Annotated in this window: 11 protein-coding genes; 8 read left to right on the top strand and 3 right to left on the bottom strand. The window is 73.3% G+C overall.

Annotation, left to right across the window (positions count from 1 at the left end):
• Positions 1-6 precede the first annotated feature (6 nt).
• From gatB to KME66_RS08045, 7 genes are all read left to right on the top strand, one after another.
• The gene (gene gatB / locus KME66_RS08075) at positions 7-1,515 is read left to right on the top strand and encodes an Asp-tRNA(Asn)/Glu-tRNA(Gln) amidotransferase subunit GatB (RefSeq protein ID WP_216320540.1); all 1,509 of its coding nucleotides are present in this window, start codon (positions 7-9) and stop codon (positions 1,513-1,515) included.
• A 114-nt stretch (positions 1,516-1,629) separates the two neighbouring features.
• Positions 1,630-2,895 (top strand): SLC13 family permease, encoded by a 1,266-nt coding sequence (locus KME66_RS08070; RefSeq protein WP_216329153.1) that lies wholly within the window; start codon positions 1,630-1,632, stop codon positions 2,893-2,895.
• A 133-nt stretch (positions 2,896-3,028) separates the two neighbouring features.
• A complete protein-coding gene (locus KME66_RS08065; protein ID WP_216320538.1) occupies positions 3,029-5,131 on the top strand; it encodes a phosphocholine-specific phospholipase C in 2,103 nt (700 codons plus the stop codon).
• 195 nt (positions 5,132-5,326) lie between these two features.
• Positions 5,327-7,567 carry an efflux RND transporter permease subunit gene (locus tag KME66_RS08060; protein WP_216320536.1) on the top strand — a complete coding sequence of 747 codons (2,241 nt, stop codon included), beginning with the start codon at positions 5,327-5,329 and terminating at the stop codon, positions 7,565-7,567.
• Positions 7,545-8,102, top strand: coding sequence for a GNAT family protein (locus KME66_RS08055; protein WP_073214125.1), 558 nt, complete (start codon positions 7,545-7,547; stop codon positions 8,100-8,102). The genes KME66_RS08060 and KME66_RS08055 overlap by 23 nt, the downstream gene beginning before the upstream one ends.
• Positions 8,103-8,426: 324 nt before the next feature.
• Positions 8,427-8,603 carry a hypothetical protein gene (locus KME66_RS08050; RefSeq protein WP_178378886.1) on the top strand — a complete coding sequence of 59 codons (177 nt, stop codon included), beginning with the start codon at positions 8,427-8,429 and terminating at the stop codon, positions 8,601-8,603.
• A 116-nt stretch (positions 8,604-8,719) separates the two neighbouring features.
• Positions 8,720-11,869 (top strand): helix-turn-helix transcriptional regulator, encoded by a 3,150-nt coding sequence (locus KME66_RS08045; protein ID WP_253208257.1) that lies wholly within the window; start codon positions 8,720-8,722, stop codon positions 11,867-11,869.
• A gap of 18 nt (positions 11,870-11,887) precedes the next feature.
• On the opposite strand, the gene KME66_RS08040 is transcribed toward KME66_RS08045, so the two are convergent.
• The 3 genes from KME66_RS08040 to KME66_RS08030 all read right to left on the bottom strand — a co-directional run bounded on the left by KME66_RS08040 (position 11,888) and on the right by KME66_RS08030 (position 14,563).
• Positions 11,888-12,238, bottom strand: coding sequence for a DUF6191 domain-containing protein (locus KME66_RS08040; RefSeq protein WP_216320532.1), 351 nt, complete (start codon positions 12,236-12,238; stop codon positions 11,888-11,890).
• Between the two features lie 38 nt (positions 12,239-12,276).
• Positions 12,277-13,485, bottom strand: a complete 1,209-nt coding sequence (locus KME66_RS08035) for a sorbosone dehydrogenase family protein (protein WP_216320530.1) — start codon at positions 13,483-13,485, stop codon at positions 12,277-12,279.
• Positions 13,486-13,606: 121 nt separating this feature from the next.
• On the bottom strand, positions 13,607-14,563 hold the full coding sequence (locus tag KME66_RS08030; RefSeq protein WP_216329151.1) for an aldo/keto reductase: 957 nt from the start codon (positions 14,561-14,563) through the stop codon (positions 13,607-13,609).
• Between the two features lie 164 nt (positions 14,564-14,727).
• Between KME66_RS08030 and KME66_RS08025 the strand changes: the two genes are divergently transcribed.
• Positions 14,728-15,675 (top strand): 2-hydroxyacid dehydrogenase, encoded by a 948-nt coding sequence (locus KME66_RS08025; protein WP_216320528.1) that lies wholly within the window; start codon positions 14,728-14,730, stop codon positions 15,673-15,675.
• The last annotated feature ends 314 nt before the right edge of the window (positions 15,676-15,989 follow it).

Below are 15,989 nucleotides of genomic sequence, written 5' to 3'. Positions count from 1 at the left end.
TTCACCGTGACTGTCACTGACCTGGTGTCGTACGAGGACGCCCTCGCGTCCTACGACCCCGTCATGGGCCTGGAGGTCCATGTCGAGCTCGGCACCAAGACCAAGATGTTCTGCGGCTGCTCCACGGAGCTGAAGCAGGACGCCAACTCCCAGACCTGCCCGGTCTGCCTCGGACTGCCCGGCGCGCTGCCGGTCGTCAACGAGATCGGCGTCGAGTCCGCGGTCAAGATCGGCCTCGCGCTCCACTGCGAGATCGCCGAGTGGTGCCGCTTCGCCCGGAAGAACTACTTCTATCCGGACATGCCGAAGAACTTCCAGACCTCGCAGTACGACGAGCCGATCGCCTTCAACGGCTATCTGGACGTCCAGCTGGAGGACGGCGAGGTCTTCCGCGTGGAGATCGAGCGCGCCCACATGGAGGAGGACACCGGCAAGTCGACCCACGTCGGCGGCGCCACCGGCCGTATCCACGGCGCGTCCCACTCCCTGCTCGACTACAACCGGGCCGGCATCCCGCTCATCGAGATCGTCACCAAGCCGATCGAGGGAGCCGGCGCCCGCGCCCCCGAGGTCGCCAAGGCGTACGTCGCCGAGCTGCGCGAGCTGATCAAGGCCCTCGGGGTCTCCGAGGCCCGCATGGAGATGGGCCAGATGCGCTGCGACGTCAACCTGTCGCTGCGCCCCAACGGCACCGAGAAGTTCGGCACGCGCTCCGAGACGAAGAACGTCAACTCGCTGCGTTCCGTGGAGCGTGCCGCCCGCTTCGAGATCCAGCGGCACGCCGCCGTGCTGTCCTCGGGCGGCACGATCGTGCAGGAGACCCGGCACTTCCACGAGGAGGACGGCTCCACCACGGCCGGCCGCATCAAGGACAACGCCGAGGACTACCGCTACTTCCCCGAGCCGGACCTGGTCCCCGTCGCGCCCTCGCGCGACTGGGTCGAGGAACTGCGCAAGGGCCTCCCCGAGCTGCCCCGGCTGCGCCGGGCGCGGCTCAAGGAGGAGTGGGGCGTCTCCGAGCACGACATGCAGTCCATCCTCAACGCGGGCGCGGTCGACCTGATCGTCGCCACGATCGAGGCGGGCGCCCCCGCGGACCAGGCCCGCAAGTGGTGGATGGGCGAGCTGGCCCGCAACGCCAACGAGACCGGCCGCGGCCTGGACGAGCTGCCGATCACCCCGGCGCAGGTCGCCCGGGTGGCCGCGCTCGTCGCCAAGGGCGACCTCAATGACAAGCTGGCCCGCCAGGTCATCGAGGGCGTCCTCGCGGGCGAGGGCGACCCGGACACCGTCGTCGAGAAGCGCGGCCTGAAGGTCGTCTCGGACGAGGGCGCGCTGTCCACGGCCGTGGACGAGGCCATCGCGGGCAACGCGGCCATCGCGGACAAGATCCGCGGCGGCAAGGTCGCGGCGGCGGGCGCGCTCGTCGGCGCGGTCATGAAGGCCACCCGCGGCCAGGCGGACGCGGCGCGCGTGCGCGAGCTGATCCTGGAGAAGCTCGGCGTCGAAGGCTGATCACCCGATCGTCCCCGGAGGGGCGGTGCGCCATCCGTACGCGAGTACGCGGGGCGCACCGCCCCTCCGGCCGGTCCGCCCCCCGCCGAGACCCCAGAGACCCCGCGAGTCCCCCTGAACACCGTCATCGCCGAGCTCGTCTCCTTCGCCCTGCTGCTGGGCGTCCTCGCCTTCGCCGTCCTGCGCCCCCGGGGCCTGCCGGAGGCGACCGCCGCCGTGCCCGCCGCCGTGCTCGTGGTGGCCCTGGGCGCGGTGTCCTGGCCCGAGGCGCGGGAACAGGCCGGCGAGCTGCTGCCCGTCGTCGGCTTCCTCGCGGCGATCCTCGTGCTGGCCCGGCTCTGCGCGGACGAGGGACTGTTCCGGGCCGCCGGGGATCTGCTGGGTGCCTTTCGGGCCGGGGGCGCGCAGACCGGGACCCTCCTGGGCGGGGTCTTCGTCGTCGCCTCGGTCGTCACCGCCGTCCTCAGCCTGGACGCCACCGTCGTCCTGCTCACCCCCGTCGTCCTCGCCACCGCCGCCCGGGTCGGCGCGCGGCCCCGCCCGTACGTCTACGCCTGCGCGCATCTGGCCAACTCCGCCTCCCTCCTGCTCCCCGTCTCCAACCTCACCAACCTCCTGGCGTTCACCGCGAGCGGCCTCTCCTTCACCCGGTTCGCCGCGCTGATGGCGCTGCCCTGGCTCGCCGCCGTCGCCGTCGAGTACGCGGTCTTCCGCCGGGCCTTCCGCGACGACCTGGCCGCCGGGGCGCACGCGCCGGATCCCGGGGCCGAGCGCACACCGGTGCCCGTCTTCCCGCTCGTGGTGCTGGCCCTGACGCTGGCCGGGTTCGTCGTGACCTCGTTCGAGGGGGCCGAGCCGCTGTGGGCGGCGCTGGCGGGGGCCCTCGTGCTCGCCGTACGGGCCCTCGCCAGGCGGGAGACCACACCGCTCGCCGTCGTCCGCGCGGCCAATCCGCTGTTCTGCCTCTTCGTTCTCGCCCTCGGCGTCGTCGTCAAGGCCGTCGTCGACAACGGCCTCGGCGACGCCATCGCCGCGCTGCTGCCCGACGGCGACACGCTCCCCGCCCTCCTCGGCGTCGCCGTGGTCGCGGCCCTCCTCGCCAACCTGATCAACAACCTGCCCGCGATCCTCGCCCTGCTGCCGATCGTCGCGGCGGCCGGGCCCGGACCGCTGCTCGCCGCCCTGATCGGGGTCAACCTCGGACCGAACCTCACCTACGTCGGCTCGCTGGCCACGCTCCTGTGGCGGCGCATCCTGCACGTGCACGGGGAGGCCCCCGAGCTGGGACGCTTCACCCGGCTGGGGATCGCTGCCGTACCGGCGACGCTGCTGGCCTCCACTCTCGCGCTCTGGGCATCGCTGCACCTCATCGGGGTGTGAGCGGCCCGTCACCGGCGGTTGGACTTTCGAAGCGGCCTGTTGGACGTTCACCACCGGGCCGTACGCAGTCCTTCCCGACGCCACCCGGTCTGACTAGCTTCCCGGCTGTACCCACCGGAACCAGGAGGCTCCTTTGACCACGGACATGTCACGGCGACGGCTCTTCGCGCTGGGCGGCGGCGCACTCGGCGCCGCTGCGGCCGGATCGTTCCTGCCGCCGTCGCTCCAGGCCGCCATCGCCGCGCAGCCCGCCCACGCGGGGTCCGGCGGGCTGAGGTCGATCAAGCATGTGGTGATCCTGATGCAGGAGAACCGTTCCTTCGACCACTACTTCGGCACCCTGCGCGGCGTGCGCGGCTTCGGCGACCGCAACGCCATCGAGCTGCCCACCGGCGGGACCGTGTTCGAGCAGCCCGGGGCGGCCGGCTCCACCGTGCTGCCCTTCCCGGTGCGCGGCGCGGCCGAGGAGCAGAAGAAGGACCTCCAGTACATCGGCGCCCTCGACCACTCGTGGAGCGGCGGAGCCAAGGCCTGGGGCGGCGGCTGGATGAACGGCTGGATCAGCGCGAAGACCGCGGCCACGATGGCGTACTACGACCGCCGCGACATCCCGCTCCACTACGAGCTGGCCGACACCTTCACCGTCTGCGACGCCTACCACTCCTCCATCCACACCTCCACCAGCCCCAACCGCAACCACCTCTGGAGCGGGAAGACCGGCTTCGAGGCGAACGGCAAGCGGGCCGTCGGCAACGACGCGTACAACGAGGGCAGCCACCCCGGCTACGACTGGTCCACCTACGCCGAGCGCCTGGAGCGGGCCGGGCGCAGCTGGCGGACGTACACCGAGTGGGAGAACTTCACCGACAACCAGATCGAGTTCTACGCCACCTTCAAGGCGATCGCCCGCAAGGCGCTGGCCAGGACCGGCGGCCACACGTACATGGAAGCCTTCTACGCCCGCGTCCGAGGCGCGTCCGAGGCCGAGCGCACCCGGCTGCTCGGACTGCTGGAGGAGGGCGTCGCCACGCTCACGCCCCACGAGCGCAGCCTGTTCGAGCGCGGGCTGCGCCGGGTGGAGACCGGGACCCTGGCGGAGGAGTTCGCCAAGGACGTGGCGGCCGGGACGCTGCCGGAGGTCTCCTACCTGGTCCCCTCGGCGATCGACTCCGAGCACCCGAGCGTCTCCTCACCGGTGCACAGCGCCACGATCGTCTACAAGGTCCTCGACGCGCTCGGCCGGCACCCCGACGTCTGGCGGCACACCGCCGTGCTGATCAACTACGACGAGAACGACGGCTTCTTCGACCACGTCCCGCCGCCCGTCGCACCCCCGGAGGTGACCGAGGAGCACTGGGAGGGCCGCCCGACCGGCCTCGGCATCCGGGTGCCGCTGCTGGTCGTCTCGCCGTGGACCGTGGGCGGATACGTCTGCTCCGAGGTCTTCGACCACACGTCCGTCATCCGCTTCCTGGAGCGCTGGACCGGGGTGGAGGAGCCCAACATCGGCGACTGGCGGCGCCGCGTCACCGGCGACCTCACCTCCGCCTTCGACTTCACCCGGGCCCGCCGGCAGCCCGCCGTCCGGACGCCCGGGGCGATCCCGCCGTTCGAGGGCCGCTGGCAGCCCAGGCCGCCCGCCGTCCAGCACCTCCCCGAGCAGGAGTCCGGCGTACGCCCGGCGCGCCCGCTGCCCTACCGGCCGGACGCCCAGGCGCGGTGGGCCGACGGCGGACTGCGGGTGGAGCTGGACAACCGCGGCCGGTCCTCGGCGCACTTCGCGCTCTACCCGTACGCGGGCGAGTTCCCGGCCCCGCAGCACCGGGACGTCCGGCGCCGCGGGCACTGGACGGTCCCGGTGGCCGGGGAGGCGTACCGCTTCACGGTCACCGGGCCGAACGGCTTCCGGCGCGAGTTCGCCGGACCGGCCGACGGGGGAGCGGAGGTCGCCAGCCGCATCGACCACCGCGACCGCGACATCCACCTCACCCTGCGCAACACCGGCCGCCGCCCCCTGACCTTCCTGGTGCGGCCGCTCGGCTACGTCGACGAGGACGACGTGGCGGACTGGACCCGCCGCGTCACGGTCAAGCCGGGCCGCAGCCGGTCGCTGGTGCACTCGGCGGCCGACGCCCACGGCTGGTACGACCTCGACGTCACCGTGGACGGGGAGGACGGCTTCCGGCGGCGGCTCATGGGGCACATCGAGAACGGCCGGGCGAGCGTCTCGGGCTGACCGGCCCGACGCGGCGGGCCGCAGGCCCTGGTCCGTCCTGGGTAAAGGGCAGATCAGGGCCTGTGACCATGACCACGAAACGGACAAAGGATCACGATCTGCTGTCAGAGTGGGCGGTCTCAGGTCATGAGACGTTTACGGGCAGATCACATTATCTGCGGGTAAAGGTCCACGAACCCGCAGGGAGCTCGTCCGTTGGCTGCCATCGCCCGCTGGTGCATCAGGCACCGCCTCGTCGCCGTCCTCATCTGGCTCGCCGCCCTCGGCGGCACCGCCGCCGCCGCGGGGATCGCCGGGTCGGCGTACTCCAACGACTACGAGGTCCCCGGCACCGAGTCCGGCCGGGCCACCGAACTCCTCTCGCGCGGCTTCACCGACCTCGGCGGCGACACCGACACCGTCGTCTGGCACACCTCGGACTCCACGGTCGAGGCGGCCGGCGTCGAGCAGACCATGACCCGCACGCTCCACGCGATCGAGGATCTGCCCGGCGTCGGCGCGGTCACCGGCCCCTACGGTGCGGCGGGCCCCGGCCAGATCAGCCAGGACGGCCGCACCGCGTACGCCACGGTCACCTTCGACCGCCCCGCCGACGAGATCCCCGCCGCCCAGGCACAGGCCCTCGTCGACACCGCGAAGGCCGCCGAGACCGACGGGCTCCAGGTCGAGCTGGGCGGCACCGCCGTCGCCCTCACCGAAGCGCCCTCCGTCCACTTCGCCGAGGGCGTCGGCGTGATCGTCGCGGCCGTCGTGCTCTTCCTCGCCTTCGGTTCCCTCGCCGCCAGCCTGCTCCCCATCGCCACCGCCCTGGTCTCCGTGGGCACCGCCTACGCGGGCACGGTGCTGCTCGGCCACCTGATGACCGTGGCCGACTTCGCCCCCATGCTCGGCATGCTCATCGGGCTCGGCGTGGGCATCGACTACGCCCTGTTCATCGTCACCCGGCACCGCAGAGGACTCCGGCAGGGCATGTCCGTGCCCGAAGCGGCCCGCAACGCCGTCGCGACCACCGGCCGCGCCGTCGTCTTCGCCGGGGTCACCGTCTGCATCGCCCTGCTCGGCATGCTGATCCTGCGGCTCGACTTCCTCAACGGCGTCGCCATCGCCGCCTCGCTCACGGTCGTCCTCACCGTGCTGGCCTCGGTCACCCTGCTGCCCGCCCTGCTCTCCCTCATCGGGATGCGGGCGCTCAGCCGCCGCGAACGACGCCGGCTCGCCGAGCACGGGCCGCGCCCCGAACTGCCCACCGGCTTCGCCGCCCGCTGGTCCGCCTTCGTCGAACGCCACCCCAAGCTGCTCGGCGGGATCGCGGCCGTCGTCATGCTGGTGCTCGCCCTGCCCGCCCTCGGCCTCCACCTCGGCACGTCGGACCAGGGCAACAACCCGGCCACCGCCACCACCCGGCAGGCCTACGACCTCCTCGCCGACGGCTTCGGGCCCGGTGTCAACGGCCCCCTCACCATCGCCGCCCAGCTCGACGGCGCGGACGACCGGCTCGCCCTGGACTCGCTGCCCGAGAAGCTCCGCACCACCGAGGGCGTCGCGTCCGTCAGCCCCGTCACCTACAACGGCGGCGGCGACACCGCCTTCCTCACCGTCGTCCCCGACTCCTCGCCGCAGTCGCAGGAGACCAGCGAGCTCGTCGACCGGATCCGGGGCGACGTGCTGCCGCCGGTCCAGGAGGCCACCTCGCTGGAGGCCCATGTCGGCGGGGTGACGGCGAGCTACGACGACTTCGCCGAGATCATCGTCGGGAAGCTGCCCCTGTTCGTCGGGGTCGTCATCGGGCTCGGCTGCCTGCTGCTGCTCCTGGCCTTCCGGTCCATCGGCATTCCGGTGAAGGCCGCCGTGATGAACGTGGCCGCCGTCGCCTCCTCGTTCGGCGTCGTCGTGGCCGTCTTCCAGTGGGGCTGGGGCAGCGAGCTGCTCGGCCTCGGCAGCGCCGGGCCCATCGAACCCTTCCTCCCCGTGATCATGGTCTCGGTCCTCTTCGGGCTCTCCATGGACTACCAGGTCTTCCTGGTCGGCCGGATGTACGAGGAGTGGCTGGAGACGGGCGACAACCGGCGCTCCGTACGGGTCGGCCTCGCCGAGACCGGCCGCGTCATCAACTCCGCCGCCGTGATCATGATCTCCGTCTTCCTCGCCTTCGTGCTCAGCGGGGACCGGGTCATCGCCATGTTCGGCATCGCCCTCGCCACCGCCGTCGCCCTGGACGCCTTCGTCCTGCGCACCCTGCTGGTGCCCGCCCTGATGCACATGCTCGGCGGGGCGAACTGGTGGCTGCCGGGCTGGCTGGAGAAGCGGCTGCCCCGGATCTCCATCGAGCCGCCCGACTGCGTACCGCTCCATGCGAAGATCCCCGGGGCGCGCGCCGCCGAGGAGGGCGTGGCGCAGACGGAGGAGGAGCACCATGTTCGCCATATCCCTGGGTGACGACCGAGCGGAGCTGCGGCCCCTGGAGCCCTGGCAGGCCGAGGAGTTCCTGGCCCACATGGACCGGGCCCGGTCACTGGTCGACCCGTGGATCCCGTTCGCCTCGTACGCCACCGACCCGGACTCGGCGCGCGCCCTGCTCCGGAAGTACGCGGAGAAGCAGGCCGCGGACACCGGACGGCTGTACGGGATCTGGCGGGAGGGCACCCTCGTCGGCGGCGTCCTCTTCCCGTCCTTCGACGCCGAACAGGGCGCCTGCGAGATCGGCGTCTGGCTGGAGCCCGCCGCGCAGGGCCACGGCCTGATCACCCGGGCCGCCGAGCGGCTGATCGACTGGGCGGTGTACGAACGCGGCATCCACCGCGTGGAGTGGCACGCCTCGCCCGGGAACACCCGGTCGATCGCGGTCGCCGAGCGGCTCGGCATGACCCGGGACGGTGTCCTCCGGCAGAGCTACTTCTACCGGGGCGAGCGGCACGACTCCGAGATCTGGTCCGTCCTCGCCCCGGAATGGCGCGCCCGCGCCGGGCGCTGAACGCATCCGCCCGGCCGGGCGGATGCGTTCAGCGCCCGGCCTCGGCGCGGTCGGCCGGCCGGAGTCGCCCCGTACGGCGGCTGATCCGGCTGAGTGCCCGCGTGAGTAAGGCGGCCGGGCGCATCTCCTAAGGCCCCCGCTCACCCCTCCGGCACGGGTCGGGGCCACGCCTAAGGCCCCCGTCGCCGCGAAGATGCGGCACTCGCCCGATGCCCCGCCCCCACCTGGCCGACGACAGTGGACACACAGCGAACACAGGGCCCCGGCCGACCGGCCGGGCCACCCCTCCGGTCCGCTGCCACGACCAGGAACCAGGGGAACACCATGTACGAGTACGAGCTCTACCGCTCCACCTCCGCCGAGCTGATCCGCCGGGCCGACGCCGAGCGCGAGATCGGCCGGGCGCGCCGGGCCCGCCGGGCCGCCCGCCGTACCGGACGCCGAGATCCGGAGGGGCAGGTGAGGCAGGGCGACCGCAGCCGCTTCGCCCCGGCCGCCTGACGATGCACCGGCCCGGGACGACCCCCGTGCCGGCCCCCGGTCCCGCCGCCGCTCCCTGCGTACCGGGCGCGGCGGGCCCGGCCCCGTCGGCAGCCGCCGGGGACCGCGCGGGAAGAATGATCACCCTGCGAGAAATGACTCCCGCCGCCTCGCACGCGTATGCGATGCTCGGCGGCGTGGAGACCAGGTCAGTCAGCCCCGTGTTCGTCGGGCGCGCCGAGGAGCTCGCCTCGCTCACCGGGGCGCTCGCGCGGGCCGCTTCCGGCGATCCGCAGGCGCTGCTGATCGGCGGTGAGGCGGGTGTCGGCAAGACCCGCCTCGTCGAGCAGTTCGTCTCGGCGGCCGAGCGGCGCGACGCCGTGGTCGCCGTCGGCTCCTGCGTCGAGATCGGGGCCGACGGGCTGCCGTTCGCGCCGTTCCCGACCGCCCTGCGCGCCCTGCGCCGGGCCCTGCCCGAGGAGATGGCCGCCGCCTGCGCCGGCAAGGAGGGCGAGCTGGCCCGCCTCCTGCCCGAGCTGGGCGAGGTCCACCGGGACGCCACCGACGAGCACAGCACCGCCCGCCTCTTCGAACTCGCCGGACGCCTGCTGGAGCAGATCTCCGCCGACCGCCCGGTCGTGCTCGTCCTGGAGGACCTGCACTGGGCGGACGCCTCCACCCGACACCTGCTCGCCTATCTCTTCCGCACCCTGAGCACCGGCCGCCTCATGGTCGTCGGCACCTACCGCGCCGACGACATCCACCGCCGCCACCCCCTGCGACCCCTCCTCGCCGAGCTGGACCGGCTGCGCACCGTCACCCGCGTCGAACTCGACCGGTTCAGCCACGACGAGGTCGGCCGCCAGCTCGCCGGCATCCTCGCCGAGGTCCCCGAGGCCGCACTCGTCGACGAGATCTTCGAACGCTCCGACGGCAACGCCTTCTTCGTCGAGGAGCTGGCCGGCTCCCTGGCCTGCTGCGGCGACAGCTCCGGGCTCTCCGAATCGCTCCGCGACCTCCTGCTCGTCCGCGTGGAGGCGCTCCCCGAACACGCCCAGCGGATCGCCAGGATCGTTGCCGAGGGCGGCTCCTTCGTCGAACACGAACTGCTGGCCGCCGTCGCCGGGCTCGGCGAGGACGACCTCGACGCGGCCCTGCGCGCCGCCGTCGGCGCCAACCTGCTGCAACCCGCCCCCGACAACGACGGCTACCGCTTCCGGCACTCCCTGGTCCGGGAGGCCGTCAGCGACGACCTGCTGCCCGGCGAACGCACCCGCGTCAACCGCCGGTACGCCGAGGTCCTGGAGGCGGACCCCTCGCTCGTCCGCGACGACGAACGCGCCACCCGCCTCGCCAGCTACTGGTACGCCGCGCACGACGCCGCCAAGGCCCTGCCCGCCGTGCTGCGGGCCGCCGTCGAGGCCCGCCGCCGCTACGCCTACTCCGAGCAGCTGCGGCTGCTCGAGCGGGCGATGGAGCTCTGGGACGACGTCCCCGGCGAGGTCCTCGCCACCCTGCGCCCCTTCGACTACGCCGAGGTCTACCCGGCCTCCGGCTGCGACCCGGAGAACGCCCCGCTGCGCTACCTCGACGTGATGGCGGAGGCCACCGTCGCCGCCCACTTCGGCGGCGACCGCAAACGCGCCCTGGCGATCTCCAAGAAGGCCATGCGAGTCCTGGCCGCCGAGGCCGACCCGCTGCGCGAGGCCTGGTTCCTCGTGCAGCGCAGCCGCCTGATGCAGGGCCTCGACAAGGGCGACGGCTGGGAGGAGCTGGCCGCCGCCCAGGAGCTGGTGCGCGGGCTGCCGCCGTCGTCGGTGCAGGCCGACGTCCTGACGAACGTGGCCAGTTGGAGGGCGCTCCACCAGCCGGGACCGCAGGCGCTGGAGGACAGCGACCGCGCCGTGGAGTACGCCCGGCTCGTCGGCGACGAGTACATCGAGCTGCACGCCCGTCTCACCCGCGGCTGGCTCGTCGCGGACGCGGGCGGCGTGGAGGAGGGCCTCGCCGAGATGTACGCGGTCCGGGACCGCGCCGAACAGCTCCACCTGATGAACCTCCTCGGCCGGGTCAGCATCAATCTGCCCTCCTCGCTGGAGGCGATGGGCCGCTCGCTGGAGGCCGTCGCCGCCGCCGACCACGGCATCGGGATCTGCCACAGCCACGGCCTGGCCGACTCCGGGGCCTGGGTGCACGCCAACCAGTCCCAGTCCCTGTTCTCCCTCGGGCACTGGGAGCGGAGCGCGACTGCCGCCGCGTCCGCCGCCCGCCTGGCGCTGGGCCCCCGGGCCAAGGGCCTCGCCGCGCTCCGCCGCACCGAACTGGCCGTCGCCCGCGGGGACACGACCGAGGCCGAGGAGCAGCTCGCCCTGGTCCGCAGGCACTTCGGGCACCGCGACCCGCAGCACCAGCACACGATCGACCCCACCCGGCACGGCATGGTGCTGGCCGCCTCCCAGGGCCGGCTCGCCGACGCACGGACCGCGTTCCAGGTGCTGGCCCGGGCCGGCTTCCCGCCCGGCACCCAGCGCTACGCCCTGCCGCTGCTCCAGACCGCCGCCATGATCGAGGCGGACGCCCGCGGGCTGCCCGCCGCCGAACCGGACCGTCCGGAGCTGCTCGCCCTGATCCGCCGGTGCCTGAAGACCCTGCCGATGCTCGTCCCCGTATGGCAGGCCTACGGCGTCTTCATCGAGGCGGAGCTGGCCCGTGCGGAGGGCACGGACACACCCGGCCACTGGGCCCGTGCCGCCGAGGCCTTCGATCCGCTGTGCCGCCCGTACCAACTGGCCCAGATCCACCGCCGCTGGGCGGAGTCCCTGCTCATCGCGCCCGGCTGCCGGTCCACCGCCACGGCCCTGCTGCACCGCGCCCAGGAGGCCGCCCGGCGGCTCGGCGCACGCCCGCTCGCCGAGGCGGTCGACCAGCTGGCCGCCCGCGCCCGCATCGCTCTCGACGACTCCGGTACGGCGCTGGGGCCCGACGCCGGGATTCCCCCGGCCGTCCTGGTCCCCGCATCCGCCGCCGACGGCTCCGGCGGGCCGCCGGCCGAGGAGGAGGACCCCGCCGTCGCCGCTGTGGCGTCCTTCGGGCTGACCCCGCGCGAGCAGGACGTGCACCGGCTGGTCGCGGCCGGTCACACCAACCGGCGGATCGCCGAGGAGCTCTTCATCTCCCCGAAGACGGCGAGCGTCCACGTCTCCAACATCCTGGCCAAGCTGGGCGTCTCCAGCCGCGGCGAGGCCGCCGCCCTCGCCCACCGGCTGAGGCTCTACCCGGCGGCGTAGGGCCCCGCGGGGCGCGCTTCAGGCGTTCCCGCCGTCCCCCTCGGCTTCTCCGTCCTCCGCACAAGTGCCCATGCCCCGGTCCGCGTCCGCGCCCCGGTCCGCTTCCGCGCCCGAGCCCATGCTCCCGTCCGTGTCCCTGCCCGAGCCCCGGTCCGTGCCCGCGCCCATGCCCCGATCCGTGCGCGGGTCCGTGCCCCGGTCCGTGTCCCTGCCCGGGGGACGCACGGTGACCTTTCCCGAGGCCAGATCTATCGGTCCCCGGTGCGGATCGCCGACGCCCTGATCGATCCGGCTCAGCTCCAGCCGCTTGCGCTCGTCGGAGGTGTGCTTGCGCCCCGGCGCGAAGAGCTCCTCGAAGAAACTGAACACCTGCCGTGCTCCCTCCGACCTGCCGTGCGGGCGGACCGCTACTCCACCTCGACCTGGAGGACCCTGTCGTCCCCGGGCTTCGTCGTGCCCCGGCCGTCCGTGTTGCTGGTGACCAGCCACAGGCGGTCGCTCCCCGCGCTCACCACCGTGCGCAGACGGCCGTGCTCCCCCTCCAGGAACGCCTGGGGGTCCGCGAGAGGTTCCCCGGCCTTCTCGCCGGACAGCGGAATCCGCCACAGCCGCTCACCGCGCAGCCCGGCCATCCAGATCGAGCCCTCCGCGTACGCGATCCCGCTGGGGGAGGCCTCCGAGGTCTTCCACTGCGCCACCGGGTCGATGAACCCCTCCTCGCCCCCCTCGCCCTCGACCTCGGGCCAGCCGTAGTTGCCGCCGGGCTCGATCAGATTCAGCTCGTCCCAGGTGTTCTGCCCGAACTCGGCGGCCCACAGCCGCTTCTCGGCGTCCCAGGCGAGCCCCTGCACATTGCGGTGACCGTACGAATACACCACCGAGTCCGCCTCCGGATTGCCGTGTACCGGCTCGCCGTCCGGGGTCATCCGCAGGATCTTGCCCGCCAGCGACTCCTTGTCCTGCGACAGCTCCGTGTCCCCGGCCTCGCCCGTGCCCGCGTACAGCATCTTGTCCGGGCCGAAGGCGATCCGGCCGCCGTTGTGGATGCGGCCCTTGGGGATACCGCGCAGCACGGTGTCCGGGGCGCCGAGCTGCCGGCCCGCGGGGCGCTTCTCGTCGTAACTCATCCGGACGATCCGGTTGTCGGACGCGGTGGTGACGTACGCGTACACCAGCTGGTCCGCGCCGAACGTGGACGGGACGGCCAGTCCGAGCAGCCCGCCCTCGCCGGCCGGGGCGGCCCCGGGCACCGAGCCCAGCAGCGTCTGCTTCCCGCTCTCGCCGTCGATCCGGTGGATCGTGCCCTCGTCCCGCGAGGACACCAGCAGGTCACCGCCCGGCAGCGCGGCCAGACCCCACGGCGACCGGAGGTCCTCCGTCAGCGTCGAGACGACCTTCGCCGAGCCCTTCTCGGGCGGCAGGTCCGCCGGGCGGCTCGGCGCGGCCGCGGAGGCGGAGCCCGAGGCGGTCGGGGATCCGGCGGGCCCACCGGACGCACCACCGTCCCCGTCGCCGGAACACGCGGCGGACAGCAGCAGGGCGGCCGACGCCAGCGCGGCCACCGCCCCCCTGCGCACGGCCGGGGACTGCGCACGTCCGAACAGAGCACCTCGCACGGAACCGATCCTTTCGACGGTTGTCCGACCTTCCGCTCCTGCACCCTCACCGGTTCCTACTGCGCCGACCGGTCCAGGAGTTCCCGATCCGCCCATTCTCCCGCCGTACGAGCGGTGGCGCTCAGTCCCAGGACTCGCGGGCGGCGGGCAGCGCGTCGATCTCGGCCAGGTCGCGGTCGTCCAGGACCACCCGTGCCGCCCCGGCGTTCTCCACCGCCCACTGCTCCCGCTTCGCCCCCGGCACCGGCACCACGTGCGGCCCCCGGCGCAGCACCCACGCCAGCGCCACCTGGGCCACGGTCGCCCCCCGGCGCTCCGCGACCCGCCGCAGACCGGCCACCACGGGCTGGTTCGCCGCCATCACCTCGGCCGTGAACCGCGGGTGCCGGGCCCGCAGATCCTCCGGTTCGAACCCCTGTCCGGGCTTGAGCGTCCCGGTCAGATAGCCGCTCCCCAGCGGCATCGCGGCCAGCAGTCCGACCCCGCGCGCCCCGCACCACGGGAGCAACTCCGTGAGCGCCTCCCGCGACCACACCGACAGCTCCGCCTCGACGGCGCTGACCGGGAACACCTGCTGAATCCGTTCCAACTGCCGGATCGTTCCCTCGAACGGCCCCTCGCCCGACCTGCGCGGGGCGCGCGCCCCCACGGCGCACAGCCCCAGCGAGCGCACCTTGCCCGCGGTGACCAGCTCCGCCATCGCGCCCCAGGTCTCCTCCACCGGCACCTCGGGGTCGGCCCGGTGCAGCTGGTACAGGTCGATCACGTCGGTCTGGAGCCGCCGCAGCGAGGCGTCGCAGGCGCGCCGGACGTACCCGGGCCGGCCGTTCGCGACGATGTGCTGATCACCCACCAGCAAGCCGCACTTGGTGGAGACGAACGCCTCCTCGCGGCGGCCCTTCAAGGCCCGCCCCACCAGCAGCTCATTGGTGAACGGGCCGTACATGTCCGCGGTGTCAAGCAGCCGGACGCCCGCGTCCAGTGCCGCGTGCACCGTCCGTACCGAACGGTCCCCGATCCGCTGCGACGCGCTGTAGCCCCAGCTCATCGGCATGCAGCCCAGCCCGACCGCGCCCACGGCAAGCCCCGCCGCCCCGATAGTCCTGCACTCCAACTCCCCGAACCCTCCCTCGTCACCGCGGTCACGGGGCCGTACCGCACCCAAAAGTAACCTCTGGCCTCCCCAGACCCTCGCGCAGCCGCCCTGGAGCGCTCGCACACCCGTCGCATAGCCTCCCCACCATGACTGCGACGACTGCCGACGTGTGGCTGCCCTTCCCGGCCGAGGAGATCGAGGGACTCCCGGAGACGCTCAACTACCTCTTCTGGGACGGTGGAACGGACTACCCCGGAAACCCGGCCGACTGCGCCTACTACGTCGTTCCCTACATGAAGGGCCCCGAGATCGCGCAGCGCCCGCTCGCCGCCATGAGCGGCGTCCAGGTGGTGCAGACGCTCTCCGCCGGCATCGACCACGTGGAGCCCGGCCTCCCCCTGCTGCCCTCCGGAGTGCGGCTCTGCAACGCCAAGGGTGTGCACGAGGCGTCCACCGCCGAGCTGACCCTCGCGCTGATCCTGGCCTCCCTGCGCGGCTTCCCCGGGTTCGTCCACGGTCAGGACAAGGAGGAGTGGCGGTCCGGCTTCTACCCGGCGCTCGCCGACAAGTCCGTCCTCATCGTGGGGTACGGCTCCATCGGCTCGGCCATCGAGGACCGGCTCGCCCCCTTCGAGTGCGCGCGGGTGGCGCGCGTCGCGCGCTCCGCGCGGACCACCGCACGCGGCGTCGTACACGCGCTCGACGATCTGCCCGCCCTGCTGCCCGAGGCCGACGTGGTGATCCTCTCCACCCCGCTGAACGCGTCCACGCAGGGGCTGGTGGGCGCGGACTTCCTCGCCGCGATGCGCGACGGCGCCCTCCTCGTCAACGTCGCCCGCGGCGGAGTCGTCGACACCAAGGCCCTGTTGTCCGAACTGGAATCCGGACGGCTGCGGGCCGCCCTGGACGTGACCGACCCCGAACCCCTGCCCCAGGGGCATCCCCTCTGGCATGCTCCGAATGTCTTGATCACGCCTCATGTCGGCGGCAGCACCTCGGCGTTCGAACCCCGCGCCAAGCGGCTGCTGGCCGCACAGCTCACCCGGTTCGCCGCGGGGGAACCGCTCCGGAACGTCGTCGCCACCACCGGCTGACCCCTCCGCGGCGGCCACGCTACGGGGTGGTCAGGATGCACGCAGTGCCGCTCACCTCGCCTTTCGTCACGGAGCGTAGAGATGCTATGGCCCTGTGTGACGGATCTGGTGTATTGTCCGACCCGGGAGGCTGCGCCGTGAAAGGGACGGCGCGGGGGGAGCGTCGGAAGGCGAGGGGGCGACGGGCGATGTGCTGGCCATGGAGAGACGAGCCGACACGGGCGGGCGGACGATCGCGGCCATCCGCGCCGATGCGGCGCAGCAGCCGCCGATGGCCGGATCCGTGCCCCGGAGCGGTGCCCCGTGGGCGGCCC

Source organism: Streptomyces sp. YPW6 (assembly GCF_018866325.1).
In the GTDB taxonomy this organism is placed as follows: Bacteria; Actinomycetota; Actinomycetes; order Streptomycetales; family Streptomycetaceae; genus Streptomyces.
This window is presented reverse-complemented; position numbering and strand designations above follow the sequence as displayed.